Raw genomic sequence first — 17,303 nt, forward strand, 5'->3', positions numbered from 1 at the left:
TAGCGATAACTTGATAACAACAACGCTCACGGAGAAAGACGATGACCTACTCACTGCGCCGCCTCGTCCTCGCTACCGGCTGCCTGCTGTTGGCCGGCAACGCCCTCGCTGCCGAACCGAAACGCCCCGAATGCATTGCCCCCGCCTCGCCCGGCGGCGGCTTCGACCTGACCTGCAAACTGGTGCAGAGCGCCCTGGTGCAGGAAAAAATCCTCACCAAGCCGATGCGCGTCACCTACATGCCCGGCGGTGTTGGTGCGGTGGCCTACAACGCCGTGGTCGCCCAGCGCCCGGCCGATGCCGGCACCCTGGTGGCCTGGTCCAGCGGTTCGCTGCTGAACCTGGCCCAGGGCAAGTTCGGCCGCTTCGACGAGAACGCGGTGAAATGGCTGGCCGCCGTCGGCACCAGCTACGGCGCCATCGCAGTGAAAAGCGACTCGCCCTACAAGACCCTCGACGACCTGGTCGCAGCGTTGAAGAAAGACCCGAGCAAGGTGGTGATCGGCTCCGGCGGTACCGTCGGCAGCCAGGACTGGATGCAGACCGCCCTGATTGCCAAGGCCGCCGGCATCAACCCGCGTGACCTGCGCTACGTCGCCCTGGAAGGTGGCGGCGAGATCGCCACGGCGTTGCTGGGCGGGCATATCCAGGTAGGCTCGACCGACATCTCCGACTCCATGCCGCACATTCAGAGCGGCAACATGCGCATCCTCGCGGTGTTCTCGGAAAAGCGCCTGGACGAGCCCGAGATGAAAGACATCCCCACCGCCAAGGAACAGGGTTACGACATCGTCTGGCCAGTGGTACGCGGCTTCTACCTGGGGCCAAAGGTGAGCGACGAAGAATACGCCTGGTGGAAGCAGTCATTCGACAAGATGCTGGCTTCGGAAGACTTCGCCAAGTTGCGTGACCAGCGCGAACTGTTCCCGTTCGCCATGACCGGTGCAGAGCTGGACGGCTATGTGAAGAAGCAAGTGGCTGACTACAAGACACTGGCCAGGGAGTTTGGCCTGATCCAGTAACACGCCAACGCCCTTTCACCGACCCTGTGGGAGCGGGCGCGCCCGCGAAGAAGACACCGCGGTGCCTGGCACCGGCGTTGCCGGTGTTCGCGGGCATGCCCGCTCCCACAGGGCCCGTGCTCAATGAGGACTCTCTGATGATCCTGCAACGCATCTTCGCCCTGGCCCTGCTGGCGGTGTGCGCCGCCCTGGCCGTGATGGCCTGGCCTTACCAGGCGGCGTTTTCCTATGAACCGGTGGGCCCGCGCGCCTATCCGCTGTTGACGCTCGGCCTGCTCGGCCTGGGCCTGCTGTACCTGGTGTTCCGCCCCACCCCCATCGTGCGCAAGGACGACGAACCGGAACTGGACCGCGAGACCCTGATCAAGATCGCCGCCTGCGTCGGCCTGCTGATCGTGTTCGCCAGCACCTTCGAAGCCCTGGGCTTCATCCTCAGCGCCATCCTGGTCGGCGTGCCCATGGCCCGCCTGTACGGCGGCCGCTGGCTGCACAGCGCCATCGTGGTGGCGGGCATGAGCCTGTTTCTCTACTGGCTGTTCGACCGCGTGATGGACGTGCCCCTGCCCCTTGGCCTGCTGAGCGTACTGGAGAACTGACACATGGATACCTTGAGCTACCTGGGCCAGGGCTTCGGCGTCGCCCTGTCCCCCTACAACCTGGTCACCGCCCTCACCGGCACGCTGATCGGTACCGTGGTCGGCCTGCTGCCGGGCCTGGGCCCGATCAACGGCGTGGCCTTGCTGATCCCCATCGCCTTCGCCCTCGGCCTGCCGCCGGAATCGGCGCTGATCCTGCTGGCAGCGGTGTACCTGGGCTGCGAGTACGGCGGACGTATCAGTTCGATCCTGCTGAACATCCCCGGCGAAGCCTCGACCGTGATGACCACTCTCGATGGCTACCCGATGGCCCGCAATGGTCTGGCTGGCGTAGCGCTGTCGCTGTCGGCCTGGAGTTCGTTCATCGGTGCGCTGATCGCCACCTGCGGCATGGTGCTGTTCGCACCGCTGCTGGCGAAATGGGCAATCGCCTTCGGCCCGGCGGAGTACTTCGTGCTGATGGTGTTTGCCATCGTCGCGCTCGGCGGCATGGCCGGCGACAAGCCGCTGAAAACCTTCATTGCCGCATTGATCGGCCTGTTCCTGTCGGCAGTCGGCATCGATGCCAACAGTGGCGTGTACCGCTTCACCGGCGACAGCGTGCACCTGGCCGACGGCATCCAGTTCGTGGTACTGGTGCTGGGCCTGTTCTCCATCAGCGAAATCCTCCTGCTGCTGGAAAAGACCCACCATGGCCACCAGGCAGTCAAAGCCACCGGCCGCATGCTGTTCAACTTCAAGGAAGCGGCCTCGGTGTTCGTGGTCAACATCCGCTGCGGCCTGCTTGGCTTCATCATGGGTGTGCTGCCTGGTGCCGGTGCAACACTGGCGAGCGCCGTGGCCTACATGACCGAAAAACGCCTGGCGGGCGACAAGGGCAAGTTCGGCAAGGGCGACGCCCGCGGCCTGGCCGCACCGGAAACCGCCATCGGCGCCTCCTGCTGTGGCGCCCTGGTACCGATGCTGACCTTGGGCGTACCTGGCTCGGGCACCACCGCGGTGATGATCGGCGCGCTGACCTTGTACAACATCACCCCGGGCCCGCTGTTGTTCGAACAGCAGCCAGACATCGTCTGGGGCCTGATCGCCTCGCTGTTCGTCGCCAACATCATGCTGGTGATCCTCAACATCCCGATGATCCGCATCTTCACCCGCATCCTCGCCGTGCCAAACTGGGCGCTGGTACCGGTGATCGCCATCATCACCGCAATCGGCGTTTACGCCGTGCATGCCACTACCTTCGACCTGTTCCTGATGGTCGGTATCGGCATCATGGGCTATATCCTGCGCAAGCTGGACTTCCCGCTGTCGCCGATCCTGCTCGGTTTCATCCTCGGTGGGCTGATGGAGCAGAACCTGCGCCGGGCGCTGTCTATCTCCAACGGCGAACTGGGCATCCTCTGGTCGAGCCCGATCAGCATGTCGGTATGGGTACTGACCATTTGCATGCTGACCCTGCCGCTGCTGCGCATCTGGCGCAAACGCAGCCTGCAGCGCCGGGCGATGGCCGATGCCTGATCGCTCGTTGCCGTTGTTTGTCGCGACCGGGCTGGTCGGCCTTGCTGGCGGTTTTGCCGCCAGCAAGGTCGGCTGGCCTTTGCCATGGATGGTCGGCTCGTTGCTGGCGATCATCCTGGTGCGCTGCCTGACACCCTGGCAGCTCCCGGAAATCCCCAATGGCCGCAAATGCGGGCAATGCATCATCGGCATCGGCATTGGCCTGCACTTCACCCCGGCGGTGATCGAGCAGGTGGCCAGCCATTTCGCACTGATCTTCTTCGGCGCGCTGTTCACCACCTTGTCCAGCGTGATCAGCGTATGGCTGCTGCGGCGCACCGGTGAAGACCGTGCCACGGCGTTCTTCGCCAGCATGCCGGGTGGTTCGGGGGAGATGGTCAACCTTGGCGCCCGCAATGGCGCAGTGCTCAGCCAGGTGGCGGCGGCGCAAAGCCTGCGCGTACTGGCGGTGGTACTGTGCGTGCCGGCGCTGTTCAAGTTCCTGCTGGGTGACGGGGTACCGCTGAATCACACCGGCAGTGTGAGCTGGGGCTGGCTGGCGCTGATTGCACCGCTGGGCGTTGCCGTCGCCCTGCTGTGGCAGCGCTTGCGCCAGCCCAACCCGTGGTTGTTCGGGCCATTGTTGGTCGCAGCCACCGTGAGCCTGGCGGGCGACCTGCAGATAACCCTGCCCAATGGCGCCAGCCAGATCGGCCAGTGGTTGATCGGCAGCGGCCTGGCCTGCCACTTCAACCGCGCGTTCTTCCGCCGCGCACCGTCGTTCCTGGGCCGCACCCTGGTGGCCACGGCGTTGTGCATGGCGATTGCCGGCAGTGCCGCATGGGTGCTGAGCATGATGACCGCGCTGGATCTGCGTTCGCTGACATTGGGGATGATGCCGGGCGGAATTGCCGAGATGAGCCTGACGGCGGAGACCCTGCAGCTGTCGGTGCCGCTGGTGACGGCGCTGCAGGTGATGCGCTTGTTGTTTGTGCTGTTTCTCGCAGAGCCGTTGTTCCGGGTGTGGAACGCAACCCCGGAATGACTGTGACGGCCTCTTCGCGGGTAAACCCGCTCCCACAGGGACCACACAAGCCCTGAGGGTAGTGCAGAACCTGTGGGAGCGGGTTCACCCGCGAAGAAGGCAACGCGACATTTCAGGCCTTTACAAGGGTGGCAATGCCCAGTTGATCGGCGCCAGCCCGCGTTGCTCGAGGAAACTGTTGGCCCGGCTGAAATGCCCACACCCCAGGAACCCACGGTAAGCCGACAACGGTGATGGATGCACCGATTTCAGCACCAGGTGCTTGGTCCCGTCGATCAGCTTCTGCTTGCTTTGCGCATGCGAGCCCCACAGCAGGAACACCACGTTCGGGCACTGCTCGCTAACCACCTGGATGACCCGGTCGGTAAAGAACTCCCAGCCCTTCTTGGCATGCGACGCGGCATTGGCGCGCTCCACGGTCATGGTCGTGTTGAGCAACAGCACACCCTGCTCGGCCCAGCTCTGCAGGTAGCCATGACTGGCAATCGGGATGTTCAGGTCGCGCTGCAGCTCCTTGTAGATGTTGACCAGCGACGGTGGCGTGGCCACGCCCGGCTGCACCGAGAAGCACAGGCCATGCGCCTGGCCCGGCCCGTGGTAAGGGTCCTGGCCAAGGATGACCACCTTCACCTGGTCCAGCGGCGTCGAGTTGAGCGCGTTGAAGATCAACGGCCCTGGCGGGTAGATCTCTTTGCCGGCGGCGTACTCGCTGCGCAGGAACTCGCGCAACTGATGCATGTAGGGCTGGTCGAATTCCGCGCGCAAGGCGGCCTTCCAGCTGGGTTCGAGTTTGATGCGATCGTCGTCAGTCATGGGGCCTTCCATAAACAATGGCGCGACACTAGGTAAGCCCTTCCCGCTTGTCAAACGATCCGACCGACGACCGGCATGTTCGGCCAGGCAAGCCATACTTGGGCGATGACTTGCGCGAGGTAGTCCATGGCCATTCATTGCGAGGTACTCACCGGCGCCGATGGCGCCCGCATCGGCATCGCCACCCTGGATGCGCCCAAGGCGCTCAATGCGCTGAGCCTGCCGATGATCGAGGTATTGGGCGAACAGTTGCACGCCTGGGCCCGCGACCCGGGAATCGTCTGCGTGCTGCTGCGCGGCAACGGTGCCAAGGCCTTCTGTGCCGGCGGTGATGTGCGTGCGCTGGTACAAGCCTGCCGCGACCACCCTGGTAGCGTACCCCCGCTGGCCGCCACCTTCTTCGCCGCCGAATACCGCCTGGACTTTGCCCTGCACACCTATCCCAAGCCGTTGCTGTGCTGGGGGCACGGGCATGTGCTGGGTGGTGGCATGGGCCTGCTGCAGGGCGCCAATGTGCGTATTGTCACCCCCAGCAGTCGGCTGGCCATGCCGGAAATCAGCATCGGCCTGTATCCGGATGTGGGCGCCAGCTGGTTCCTTGCCCGCCTGCCGGGCAAGCTGGGGTTGTTCCTCGGCCTGACGGGTGCACCGATCAATGCCCACGACGCCCTGGACCTGGGTCTGGCCGACCGATTTCTGGGCGAGTACCAGCAAGAGGCACTGATCGAGGAACTGCTGCAACTGAACTGGCAGGAACAGACCGCCCTGCAACTGAACAGCCTGCTCAAGGCCGAACAGCACCGCGTCTGCGCCGAGTTGCCCGAGGCCCAGTGGCTACCAAGGCGACAGGTGATCGATCAATTGCTCGACGTGGCCGACGCAGCTGCCGCCTGGCGTGCGCTGGAGGGGCTCAAGCACCACGACGACCCGCTGCTGGCAGATGCCGGCCAACGGTTGCATGAAGGTTGCCCGCTGACCGCACACCTGGTGTGGGAACAGATCCGTCGGGCACGGCACCTGTCGTTGGCGCAGGTATTCCAGATGGAATACAACATGAGCCTGAACTGCTGCCGCCACCCGGAATTCAGCGAAGGCGTGCGTGCGCGTCTGCTGGACAAGGACAACCAGCCGCACTGGCACTGGCCCGATGTGGCGCAAGTGCCGGCGGCGGTGGTGGAGGCGCATTTTGCCAAGGTGTGGGAGGGGCGGCATCCGCTGGCGGATCTCGGGTAGCTTCGAGAAGTTGGGGCTGCATTGCAGCCCATCGCGACACAAGGCCGCTCCCACAGGTACAGCGATGGTTTCCAATGCTGCGCCGTACCTGTGGGAGCGGCCTTGCGTCGCGAAAGGGGCGCAACGCGCCCCCGGTTTTCAATTCACCTACCGCTGCCAGTTCCCCCCTTGCCCGTGCCCACGCCGCCCGTCCCCGCGCCGGTCACCATCCCCCCGCCCGTTGGAGTGCCAACGGTTCTTCTGCTGATAGCGCTGGCTGCCATCGCGATAATCATGACGATCCCGGTCGCGCCCATAGTCATACCGCTGGCGGTTGCCATAGTCGTTGCGTGGGTTGCCATACCATTGCTTCATCCCCGGCTGCGGATGAGACCGGTAGTGAGGCGCGGGCGCCGAGCGGTAGTAGTAGCGTGGCGCAGGCTGATAGTAATAACGGGGCTGCGGCGCTACGTAATAGCGGTCATAGCGGTAATAATCCGGTGACACATAACGGTCGGAGTAGTAGTGGTCCGATCGGTAATAGCCCCCGCTCTCGTAGTACGGAACGCAGGCGGAAGTCATCAGCCCCAGCAGGGCGATCAACAGGATTCGATAGGACATGGCGGCCTCCTGGACCGCTGGAGTGCCCGAACAGCGGCGCTGGCGAGCGTCGATGCGAAATGCGATCATCGACACTGAATAAGACAGTGCCGCCAAGGTGCAGTGCCATTTCTGCAACAATTTGATACAGGTGAATGGCAGCCATGCCCGACAACCAGCACTGCCCCGCTTGTGGCGCCCTCAACCAGTGCAGCTTGGCCGATCCGCGCCGAGCCACCGAGGCCTGCTGGTGTTACAGCGTGACCATCGAACCTGCCGTGCTCAAGGCCCTGCCCGCCGAGCTGCGCGACAAAGCCTGCCTGTGCCCGCGCTGCGCCGCCGTCGAAGAACAGCTTCGCTCCCCCGCTTCCGACTGACCGTTTGCCATGCGCCTCGACCGTTTCCTCGCCAACCTGCCCAGCCACAACCGCCAGCAAGTCCGTCTGATGCTGGCGCAACGCCGTGTGCGGGTGGATGGCCAAGTGGTCAGCGACCCACTGGCCGAAGTGCGCGAATTCAGCCGCGTGGAGCTGGACGACCAGCTGCTGCAGGCTGGCCGCCCGGCACGCTACCTGATGTTGCACAAGCCCGCAGGCTGCGTCAGCGCCACCCAGGACCCGCAACACCGCACCGTGCTCGACCTGCTGCCAGCCGGTTTGCGTGAGGACCTGCACATTGCCGGGCGGCTGGACTTCAACACTACGGGCTTGATGATCCTGACCAACGATGGCCAATGGTCACGCCGGCTTACCCAGCCCGCGACCAAGCTGCCCAAGCATTACCTGGTGCAAACCGAGGACGAAATTGGCGAGCACTATGTGGCCAAGTTCCTCGAGGGCTTCTACTTCGCCTTCGAAGACCTCACCACCTTGCCCGCCCAGCTGGACATCCTCGGGCCGCGCCAGGCACGGCTGTCGATCATCGAAGGGCGCTATCACCAGGTGAAGCGCATGTTCGGCCATTTCGACAACAAGGTGGTGGGGTTGCATCGGGAGAGCATGGGGGCGATCCGGCTGGACCCGGGGTTGGCGCCTGGGGCGTTTCGTGAGCTGACGGCGGATGAAATAGCGACGGTCTAATCAGCCTGTACCGGCCTCTTCGCGGGCACGCCCGCTCCCACAGGTACACCACAGGCCTCCGGGTTGGTGTGATCCCTGTGGGAGCGGGCGAGCCCGCGAAGAGGCCGGACCAGACAGATCAGGGTCGTCATACGACCGCTCAGCGACAAAAGTCACATTTTCCCCCGAACGGCACTTGCGGGATTCCCGACCCACTGCTTGAATCCAAATCGTCAGTCTGCATGTGACTACCAAGTCACGACCGCAGTCGAAGACACTTTTTGCCGGCCACCCAAGGCCTCGATGCCTTGGGGCACGGCGAATTGCCCGCCAAAAACAATACCGTCGACGCACGTGCCAAGGATCGACACAGGGCCCCCCGGTTTCTCTTCAGGCAAATGCCTACCTGTCATAAAGAACGTGCACCCTAGGTGACGCGAATACCCTTTTTGCGCCAGGAGTCGATGACATGAGGCCAGAAATCGCTGTACTTGATATCCAAGGTCAGTATCGGGTTTACACGGAGTTCTATCGCGCGGATGCGGCCGAGAATACGATCATCCTGATCAATGGCTCGCTTGCCACCACGGCCTCGTTCGCCCAGACGGTACGTAACCTGCACCCGCAGTTCAACGTTGTACTGTTCGACCAGCCATACGCTGGCAAATCCAAGCCGCACAATCGCCAGGAACGCTTTATCAGCAAGGAGACCGAAGCGCATATTCTCCTCGAGCTGATCGAGCACTTCCAGGCAGACCACGTGATGTCGTTCTCGTGGGGTGGCGCAAGTACGCTGCTGGCGCTGGCGCACCAGCCGCGGGGCGTGAAGAAGGCAGTGGTGAGTTCGTTCTCACCGGTGATCAACGAACCGATGCGCGACTACCTGGACCGTGGTTGCCAGTACCTGGCCGCCTGCGACCGTTATCAGGTCGGCAACCTGATCAACGACACCATCGGCAAGCACCTGCCGTCACTGTTCAAGCGCTTCAACTACCGCCATGTCAGCAGCCTGGACAGCCACGAGTATGCGCAGATGCACTTCCACATCAACGAGGTGCTGCAACATGACCTGGGGCGGGCGCTGGATGGTGCACGCAATATCGACATCCCGGTACTTTTCATCAATGGTGACCGCGACGAGTACACCACGGTCGAGGATGCGCGGCAGTTCAGCAAGCACGTGGGCCGTAGCCACTTCAGCGTGATCCGCGATGCAGGCCACTTCCTGGACATGGAAAACAAGACCGCTTGCGAGGACACCCGCAGCGTCATGCTGGGGTTCCTGAAGCCAACCATGCGTGAAGCTCGTCAACGTTACCAGCCCGTAAAACAGGGGCAGCATGCATTGGCCATCTGAGCAACTCGGCGTCCTGTGGCTCAAACCCGCAAACCATGGGGCGCCGACAAGCTTTTTAATAACTTGGGCTTCTAATTCGTTGAGGGTTCTGGTAAAAAGTGCTGCGCAAACGCGGGTATAGTTTAGTGGTAAAACGAAAGCTTCCCAAGCTTTAGTTGAGGGTTCGATTCCCTCTACCCGCTCCACATCGCATTCCCGCATGGCGTTCCAGCAACGTCATCGCTGTCAAAAGGAGCCCAGGCTCCTTTTTTCGTTTCTCCCCCCCTCCCTTTGACCTGCCCCATGGCCATTTGCCTGCCGATCCGCTTCAATGCGTGGATGGATTCGTGAAGCATTTCGAAAGGACGACGCATGTTTCTCTCCCGCTGGCTACCGGGCCTCGCCAACCTGCTGCACTACCGCCGCGAGTGGTTCCACGCCGACCTGCAGGCCGGCCTCTCGGTGGCGGCGATCCAGATTCCCATTGCCATCGCCTACGCGCAGATCGTCGGCCTGCCGCCGCAGTACGGCCTGTATGCCTGTGTGCTGCCGATGATGGTCTATGCCCTGATCGGAAGCTCGCGCCAGCTGATGGTCGGCCCAGACGCCGCTACCTGCGCGATGATCGCCGGCGCCGTGGCGCCGTTGGCCATGGGCGAGCCGCACCGGATTGCCGAGCTGTCGGTGATCGTCACCTTGCTGGTCGGGGTAATGCTGATCGCGGCTGGGGTGGCCCGGGCCGGGTTCATCGCCAGCTTCTTCTCGCGGCCGATCCTGATCGGTTATCTCAACGGTATCGGCCTGAGCCTGATCGCCGGGCAGTTGTCCAAGGTGGTAGGGTTCAAGATCGAGGGCGACGGTTTCATCCTCAGCCTGATCAACTTCTTCCAGCGCCTGGGCGAAATCCACTGGGTGACGCTGCTCATCGGCATCGCCGCACTGGGCCTGCTGATCTGGTTGCCACGACGCTACCCCCACCTGCCTGCGGCGCTAACTGTAGTGGCGCTGTTCATGCTGCTGGTCGGCCTGCTCGGCCTTGACCGCTTTGGCGTCGCCATTCTCGGCCCGGTACCTGCCGGCATCCCGCAGCTGGCCTGGCCACACAGTAACCTGGCAGAAATGAAAAGCCTGCTGCGCGACGCCCTGGGTATCGCCACCGTCAGCTTCTGCAGCGCCATGCTCACCGCACGCAGCTTTGCCGCCCGGCACGGCTACGCGATCAACGCCAACCACGAATTCGTCGCCCTGGGCGTAAGCAACCTGGCTGCCGGGGTTTCCCAGGGCTTTGCCATCAGTGGTGCAGACTCGCGCACTGCGGTCAACGACATGGTCGGTGGCAAGAGCCAACTGGTGGGCATCATCGCAGCACTGGTCATCGCCCTGATCCTGTTGTTCTTCACCGCACCGATGGCGTGGATCCCGCAGGCCGCGCTGGGTGCCGTGCTGCTGATGGCAGGCTGGGGGCTGATCGACATCAAGTCGCTGAAGCATATCCGCCGCCTGAGCCGCTTCGAGTTCTGGCTGTGCCTGCTGACCACGGTCGGTGTGCTGAGCCTGGGCGTGCTGCCCGGCATCGTGTTTGCCGTGACCCTGGCGATCCTGCGCCTGCTGTACAGCATCTATCAGCCCACCGACGCAGTGCTGGGCTGGCTGCCGGGCACCGAAGGCCAGGTGGACATCCGCAAACACAAGGATGCCCGCACCGTGCCAGGCTTGGTGGTGTACCGCTTCGACGACGCGATCCTGTTCTTCAACGCCGACTACTTCAAGATGCGCCTGCTCGAAGCGGTGCAGAGCCAGGACCAGCCCAAGGCAGTGCTGTTCGATGCCGAAGCGGTAACCAGCATCGACGTCAGCGGCATCGCCGCCCTGCGCGAAGTGCGCGACACCCTGGCCGCGCAGGGCATCTTCTTCGCCATCGCCCGCGCCCGCGGCACATTCCTGCGCATGCTGGTGCGTTCGGGGATGGCCCGGGAGATGGAAGACAAACTGCTGTTCGGCTCGGTGCGGGCGGGCATTCGCGCCTATCGGGTTTGGCGTAACAGGAGTCGCGTTGAGCAACGGGCTGAACAAGGTTGAAGCATTGCGTCGTTGCTACTGGCCATATCGCCAGCAAGCCGGCTCCGACAAGTACTGCACTGCTCTCAAGGCCTGTGGCGAACCGTGGGAGCTGTCTTGCCGGCGATTGGGCCAGTACAGGCTGCACAAAGCAGTTGCCTGGACACCAACCCTCGCACACTTTGCATGACATGCTAAAGTCGCCCCCGTTCCCGCTCCACCCAACGGACCCCAGCATGCCCGCACTAGACGCCACCCTCACCCCCTGGCCGGAACTCGCCGCCCGCCACCCTTGCGACGCCCTGCTGCTGGGCAACGGCGCCAGCCGCGTGCTGTGGAAGCCGTTCGGCTACTTCTCGCTGTTCGAGGAAGCGCAACGTGCCGGGCGCAAGAAAGGCCTGGCCGTCAGCGACCAGGCACTGTTCAAGTCACTGGGTACGGAACTGTTCGAGCCGGTGCTCAGCGCCCTCAACACCACCGTGCGCACCAACGCCGCGCTGGCCATCAACTCCACCGCGCCGCTGAACCGCTACTACTCGATCAAGGAAGCGCTGATCCACGCCGTACGCACAGTGCACCTGCCGTGGCCACTCATGCCGGCCACGACCCTGGCAACCCTCAACCAGGCCCTGCGCGGCTACCGCAGCGTCTACACCAGCAACTACGACCTGCTGCTACCGTGGGCCGTGCAACACGCCCCGCAGGGTTTCGCCGAACTGTTCGACGAGCAAGGCTTCTTCGACGTGCGCCGCACCAACGGCGAAGGTACGCGGGTACTGCACCTGCATGGCGGCCTGCACCTGCTCAAGCTGCCCGACGGCACCACCCGCCAACGCAGCGCCGACAGCGCCGAACTGCTCGATGGTTTTGCCGTGAACATCCCGGGCGAAGTGCCGCTGTTCGTCAACGAAGACCGCAGCGACGAGAAGCTGCGCGCCATCCGCAACTCTGACTACCTGGGCTGGTGCCTGGGGCAACTGGCGCGGGAAAGCCAGGGGCTATGCCTGTTCGGGCTGCACCTGGACAGCAGTGACCAGCATCTGCTCGAAGCCATCCGACAGGCCCGGCCGAAGCATCTGTCGATTGCCATACGGCCATTGAGCGAGGCATCGGTGATCAACCAGAAGCAGCATTTTGTCGACAGGTTCGGGGATATGCCGGGGACAGTGCTGCACTTCTTTGATGCCAGTACGCATCCGTTGGGGCCAGCAGCGTTGGCTATTGAAGCACCGCTCACCCACAGGTGAAGTGGACCGCCGGCAAGCCAGCTCCCATAGAACAACACATGACTCATTGGTTCTGCGAGGTTCTGTAGGAGCAGCCTTGTGCTGCGAAGAGGCCGGTACTGACAAAGCCTGTCTGTTGCTTGTACCGGCCTCTTCGCAGCACAAGGCTGCTCCTACAAAGGACGCGTCAGACGAGCGAAATATGTTCTCTGCGCGACAGCGCAGCCCAAAAGGGCTGGGCAATCTCCCACAGGGATCGCGAAACGCCTGAATTCTGCGCGGTACCCGTGGGAGCCGGCTTGCCGGCGATGGGCTGCGTAGCAGCCCCGTTTACGCTATCTGACAGGCATCAGCGCTTGCCCGCGGAACCCCATCAAGGCGCCGACGCGGTTGTCACCTGCACGGCCGGGCCAACTGCAACCGGCTCGGGCATCGCGACATCGCCGCCCAGCTGGCGGATTTGCCGAATCTGCTGGACCCTGTTCAGGTTTTCCCAGGCGACGGGGTAGTGCCCCGGCGACAACTCGATCGCGCTGCGGAAAAACTGCTCGGCCACATCCAGCTTGCCTTCCACCAGGCAGACATAGCCGACATCATTGCTGGCCTCGGCACGCTTTTCGACCTGTTCGAAGGCAGACACAGCCTCCTCATAGCGCCCCATGCGAGCCAGCAGCAGTCCATAGTTGCGCCACAGCGGCTTGTAGGTGCCGTCGTAGCTCACCCCACGCTTGTACCTGAGTTCAGCTTCAGACCATTGCCCGGCCATGTAGTAGGAATACCCCAGGCTGTTCTGCACCAACGCCGAACGTGGATCGATGAGTTCGGCCAGGCGGTAGTAGGTTTGCGCCTCGGCGAAGTTGTCGGCCAGATCCGCCAACACCCCCAGCCCGTTATAGGCCTTGAGCGGTGACTTGCCGTCGACCCTGAGCGCAGCCGCCCCTGTCTGGCTGTTGGCCGGGTCCTTGACGAAGCGTTTCTGATCCACGGCAACTGCTTTCAACAGCATTGCCTTGGCCTGCTCATGTTTACGCATGGACAGGTTCAGCAGGCCCATTTCCGTCAGGGCATCGGGGTTATCAGGTGCCTTGCCCAGTACCTCGGTGAAGGCCATCTCGGCAAGCTGGTTATTGCCGCGCTCGCGGTGAATACGGCCAACCCAGACCAGGGCTTCATAACGTTCGGGCTCCAGCTCAAGGACGCGCAGGTACTGGTACAGTGCCTGGTCCAGGTCACCGGCCTGGTAAGCCATCGCGGCCATCTGCATTGCCTGGTCGGGCGAGTTGCTCTGCGACTGCACCTGATAGAGCACCGAATTGCCACCGGAGTAGACAGAACGCACCCCATTCAGGTCAGGCCCCGTGCTCTGGCACCCCGAAAGCACGGCTATCATGGTCAACAGCAAACTGATCCTGTTCATGTCATGGATTCCCGAACGTTCTAAGTATCCCGATGATCACCGGGCCGATGGCAACCAGAAAAAAGCTTGGCCACAAACAGAAAATTAGCGGAAAAACCAGCTTCGTTCCGATTTTCGCGCCCATTTCTTCTGCGGCCTGCATGCGCCGGTCACGAAACTCCTCGGCATAGATGCGCAAGGTAGCCGCTACACTGGTGCCGAAGCGGATGCTTTGGGCCAACAGGCTGACCAGGCCCTGAATGTCTTCCAGGCCAGTGCGATCTGCCAGTTGCCTGAGCGCTTCGGTACTGGAAATGCCGGCGCGGATCTGCGCATTGACCAACGCCAGCTCCTCGGCCAGTTCGGCTTGGCTGACCGCCATTTCTTCGGCCACTCGTTCGATAGCCTGGGGTAACGCCAGACCCGACTCTACGCAAACCACCATCAGGTCCAGGGCATCGGGAAAGGCCGCGCGCAACCGGCCCTGCCGAGCATTCTTGCGCTTGTCGATGTACACAGCCGGCAGCAGCCATCCGACGGCAGCGCCCATGGCTACCAGTCCCATGATCTTGAGCGGGGAAAGATTGGGAACCAGCGGCAGTATCAACAACGAGATACCCATCAGCATCAACGGCAGCAGCAAACGCACCGCCCAGTACACCTGTACCGCTGAAGCCGAGCCGTATCCAGCATGGGTCAACAGGGCTCGGGTGGCTGACACTTGCCCCTCCGTAGACGGGGTAACGCGCCGACCTACACGCTCCAGTAGAAGCTGCAGGCTTCCTGGCGGCTCCCGACCGGCCGCGGCGCTGGAGTGGTCACGCTTGATCAATGCAAGACGGCGTTGCAGTGGGCTCTGCAGCCCCAGCACCAGCAACGTCACGGTAATAACCGCAATGACCGTGCTCATCCCGATCGCACCAACGATCAGCAGGCGTGCCAATGCCTCACTGTCCGTCACCCCACTCAACAAACCGAGCAAATAGTCCATGACCGACGCCCCCGTGCGAGAACTGCCTAGATCTGGATACGAATGATTTTACGAATCCAGAAAATCCCCACCAACATGGAGCCAAAAGCCCCCATGACCAACATTTGCCCAGTGGGATCCTTGATCAGCAACGTCAGATAGTCCGGGCTGGTAATAATGATCGCTGCCGCCAACAGGAAGGGTATGGCCACCAACACCCAAGCCGACATTCGCCCTTCGGCCGACATTGTCTTGATCTTGCGCTGAAACCGGAAACGCCCGCGTATCAAATTGCTCAGCCGTTCCAGTACTTCCGTCAGGTTGCCGCCAGTCTCACGGTGAATGAGGATCGAGGTGACCAGCATCATCACCGTCATGCTTGGCATCCGCTCCAGAAGGCCAAGCATGGCCCTGCGTACATCATTACCGTAGTTGATATCGGCGAAAGTCAGACCGAATTCATGCGCCACCGGTCCCTTGTGTTCATCTGCCACCAAACGCAGGGTTTCATTGAAGGGGTGCCCGGCGCGCAACGCCCGGCACATGGCTTCCAGCGCATCGGGCAAGCCCTCCTCGAACTTGGCGAAACGCCTGCCACGGTCATGTGAGATTTTCAGCAGTGGCAGCCAGAACGCCACGAACGCTGCCGCCAGCGCCAGCCACCAGTAAGGGAAGAACATCCAGGCCAGCATCCCGGCAGCCGCTGCCAGAGCCAACCCCAGCAGCAGTACCCGATAGGCCCGGTACTCATGGCCGGCCTGCTCGATCAGTTGCGTCAGCGTCGCCATGAAGGGCAATTGCTCGAGCCGCGCCTCCAGCGGCGACAAGCGCGTCAGGTATTTCTGCCGCAGCACGGTCTGCATGTTCGGCAGATGGCTTGCCCGCTCCAGGAGCACAAGTCGGCTGCGGATACGCTTGCGTACCTTGCCCGCCTCGCCGAACACCGGGACCACCAGGCCTTGGCTGAGAAGAAACACGGCAACGAACACCATGCCAAGAAATATCAGGATGTATTCACCAGGTATCTGGCTCATGATTGACGAGCCTCCATCCATTCAGGCCTGAACATCGACAAAGGCAACTCGATCCCGCGCTTGGCCAAGGCATCGCGAAAGGCCGGGACCATGCCACTTGGCCGAAAGTCACCAAGCACCTGGCCCTGCTCGCCCACACCACTGCGAACAAAAGAGAAGATCTCGGTCATGGTGATGATTTCACCCTCCATGCCGTTGATCTCCTGCACACTGACCAACCGCCGCTTGCCGTCTTCCTGCCGCTCCAGCTGGATCACCACATCGATGGCCGAGGCGATCTGCTGGCGCATGGCCTTGATCGGGAATGTAGCGCCAGACATCAAGACCATGTTCTCGACCCGGCCCAACGCATCGCGCGCGGTGTTGGCGTGGATGGTAGTCAGTGAGCCATCGTGCCCGGTGTTCATCGCCGTCAGCATGTCCAGCGCCTCGGCGCCACGCACCTCACCGATCACGATACGGTCTGGGCGCATCCGCAGGCTGTTGCGCACCAGCTCACGCTGGCCCACCTCGCCACGCCCCTCTATGTTCGCAGGCCTTGTTTCCAGTCGCACCACATGCGGCTGCTGCAGTTGCAGCTCGGCCGAGTCCTCGATGGTGACGATGCGCTCGTTGTGGGGAATGAAACTGGACAGCACATTGAGCATGGTGGTCTTGCCGCAGCCGGTGCCGCCGGAGATCAGCACGTTCAGCCGCCCCCGCACGATCGCCTTGAGCAGCAACGCGATGGCCGGGGTCAGGGCGCCCGCCTGGATCAGGCTGTCGACGTTGAGCAGGTCCACCGCAAAGCGGCGTATCGAGATACTTGGCCCGTCGATGGCCAGCGGCGGGATGATCGCATTGACCCGTGAACCATCCTTGAGCCGCGCATCTACCAACGGCGAAGACTCGTCGATACGCCGGCCCAGGCTGGAGACGATGCGGTCGATGATGTTCAGCAGGTGCTGATCATCGCGAAAACGCACATCGGTTCGCTGCAACTTGCCGAACCGTTCGACGTACACCGAGTCATGGCCGTTGACCAGAATGTCGGACACCGTATGGTCGGCCAGCAGCGGCTCCAGCGGGCCAAGGCCAAGCACTTCGTCAGTGATCTGCTTGATGATCAACTGGCGGCTGGCAGAGCTCACCGGCGCCGAATGCTCGTCAAGCAGACGCTGGCAGATATCGCGGATCTGCCGCACGGCCTCGGCCTGCTCGAGCGAGTCGAGCAAGGACAGGTCCATGACCTTGAGCAGTTGCGCATAGGTTTTTTCCCGCCACTCGGCTTCCACCGATGTGACCTGGCTTTTCGTTTCAAACAGAACATCCGGTGCCGAATGTTCCCACGCCATCAGCGCCTCTGCCGGGTCCTTAGCGCCGCCACCCTGCTTCGACGGCGTCGATGCCTCGGGGGTGACTGCCTGTTTGCGCAAACGGTTACGGAAATCGCTAAGCATG

The 17,303-nt window shown here is 62.6% G+C and carries 16 protein-coding genes and 1 tRNA gene; 11 read left to right on the forward strand and 6 right to left on the reverse strand.

All coding sequences use genetic code 11. From position 1 onward, the window contains the following. The first annotated feature begins 41 nt into the window (after positions 1-41). From WM94_RS02750 to WM94_RS02765, 4 genes are all read left to right on the forward strand, one after another. The gene (locus WM94_RS02750; RefSeq protein ID WP_013974007.1) at positions 42-1,022 is read left to right on the forward strand and encodes a tripartite tricarboxylate transporter substrate binding protein; all 981 of its coding nucleotides are present in this window, start codon (positions 42-44) and stop codon (positions 1,020-1,022) included. A 137-nt stretch (positions 1,023-1,159) separates the two neighbouring features. Next, on the forward strand, positions 1,160-1,618 hold the full coding sequence (locus WM94_RS02755; protein WP_015271606.1) for a tripartite tricarboxylate transporter TctB family protein: 459 nt from the start codon (positions 1,160-1,162) through the stop codon (positions 1,616-1,618). A 3-nt stretch (positions 1,619-1,621) separates the two neighbouring features. Then, positions 1,622-3,136: a tripartite tricarboxylate transporter permease gene (locus WM94_RS02760; RefSeq protein ID WP_013974009.1), complete on the forward strand. Its 1,515-nt coding sequence runs from the start codon at positions 1,622-1,624 to the stop codon at positions 3,134-3,136. Beyond that, the gene (locus WM94_RS02765) at positions 3,129-4,160 is read left to right on the forward strand and encodes an AbrB family transcriptional regulator (protein ID WP_023661344.1); all 1,032 of its coding nucleotides are present in this window, start codon (positions 3,129-3,131) and stop codon (positions 4,158-4,160) included. The genes WM94_RS02760 and WM94_RS02765 overlap by 8 nt, the downstream gene beginning before the upstream one ends. Before the next feature lie 120 nt (positions 4,161-4,280). On the opposite strand, the gene ung is transcribed toward WM94_RS02765, so the two are convergent. Then, positions 4,281-4,973, reverse strand: a complete 693-nt coding sequence (ung, locus tag WM94_RS02770; RefSeq protein WP_024087682.1) for a uracil-DNA glycosylase — start codon at positions 4,971-4,973, stop codon at positions 4,281-4,283. Between the two features lie 126 nt (positions 4,974-5,099). Between ung and WM94_RS02775 the strand changes: the two genes are divergently transcribed. Then, positions 5,100-6,206 (forward strand): enoyl-CoA hydratase/isomerase family protein, encoded by a 1,107-nt coding sequence (locus WM94_RS02775; protein WP_061550374.1) that lies wholly within the window; start codon positions 5,100-5,102, stop codon positions 6,204-6,206. Positions 6,207-6,353: 147 nt separating this feature from the next. Here the strand turns inward: WM94_RS02775 and WM94_RS02780 are convergent, their stop codons facing one another. Beyond that, positions 6,354-6,806: a hypothetical protein gene (locus WM94_RS02780; protein ID WP_061550375.1), complete on the reverse strand. Its 453-nt coding sequence runs from the start codon at positions 6,804-6,806 to the stop codon at positions 6,354-6,356. 143 nt (positions 6,807-6,949) lie between these two features. On the opposite strand from WM94_RS02780, the gene WM94_RS02785 reads away from it, so the two are divergent. From WM94_RS02785 to WM94_RS02810, 6 genes are all read left to right on the forward strand, one after another. Beyond that, a complete protein-coding gene (locus WM94_RS02785; protein WP_061550376.1) occupies positions 6,950-7,162 on the forward strand; it encodes a cysteine-rich CWC family protein in 213 nt (70 codons plus the stop codon). A 9-nt stretch (positions 7,163-7,171) separates the two neighbouring features. After that, positions 7,172-7,864, forward strand: a complete 693-nt coding sequence (locus WM94_RS02790) for a pseudouridine synthase (RefSeq protein ID WP_061550377.1) — start codon at positions 7,172-7,174, stop codon at positions 7,862-7,864. Between the two features lie 448 nt (positions 7,865-8,312). Beyond that, complete coding sequence (gene phaG, locus WM94_RS02795) at positions 8,313-9,200, forward strand: (R)-3-hydroxydecanoyl-ACP:CoA transacylase (RefSeq protein WP_061550378.1); 888 nt, start codon at positions 8,313-8,315, stop codon at positions 9,198-9,200. A 111-nt stretch (positions 9,201-9,311) separates the two neighbouring features. After that, positions 9,312-9,385, forward strand: a tRNA-Gly gene (locus WM94_RS02800). Between the two features lie 166 nt (positions 9,386-9,551). Beyond that, entirely contained in the window at positions 9,552-11,258 is a 1,707-nt protein-coding gene (locus WM94_RS02805) for a SulP family inorganic anion transporter (RefSeq protein WP_061550379.1), read from the forward strand. Between the two features lie 215 nt (positions 11,259-11,473). Then, entirely contained in the window at positions 11,474-12,484 is a 1,011-nt protein-coding gene (locus tag WM94_RS02810) for a DUF4917 family protein (protein ID WP_015271614.1), read from the forward strand. A 352-nt stretch (positions 12,485-12,836) separates the two neighbouring features. On the opposite strand, the gene WM94_RS02815 is transcribed toward WM94_RS02810, so the two are convergent. From WM94_RS02815 to WM94_RS02830, 4 genes are read right to left on the reverse strand one after another with little or no spacing between them, the layout of a single operon-like run. Further along, positions 12,837-13,880, reverse strand: a complete 1,044-nt coding sequence (locus tag WM94_RS02815) for a lipopolysaccharide assembly protein LapB (RefSeq protein ID WP_039613745.1) — start codon at positions 13,878-13,880, stop codon at positions 12,837-12,839. 1 nt (position 13,881) lies between these two features. Next, positions 13,882-14,850 (reverse strand): type II secretion system F family protein, encoded by a 969-nt coding sequence (locus tag WM94_RS02820; RefSeq protein ID WP_061550380.1) that lies wholly within the window; start codon positions 14,848-14,850, stop codon positions 13,882-13,884. A gap of 26 nt (positions 14,851-14,876) precedes the next feature. Next, the gene (locus tag WM94_RS02825; protein WP_039613747.1) at positions 14,877-15,863 is read right to left on the reverse strand and encodes a type II secretion system F family protein; all 987 of its coding nucleotides are present in this window, start codon (positions 15,861-15,863) and stop codon (positions 14,877-14,879) included. Then, on the reverse strand, positions 15,860-17,302 hold the full coding sequence (locus tag WM94_RS02830; protein WP_039613748.1) for a CpaF family protein: 1,443 nt from the start codon (positions 17,300-17,302) through the stop codon (positions 15,860-15,862). Before WM94_RS02830 ends, WM94_RS02825 begins: the two co-directional genes overlap by 4 nt. Between the last annotated feature and the right edge of the window lies 1 nt (position 17,303).

Source organism: Pseudomonas sp. ABFPK (genome assembly GCF_001586765.1).
Taxonomy (GTDB): Bacteria; Pseudomonadota; Gammaproteobacteria; order Pseudomonadales; family Pseudomonadaceae; genus Aquipseudomonas; species Aquipseudomonas asiatica.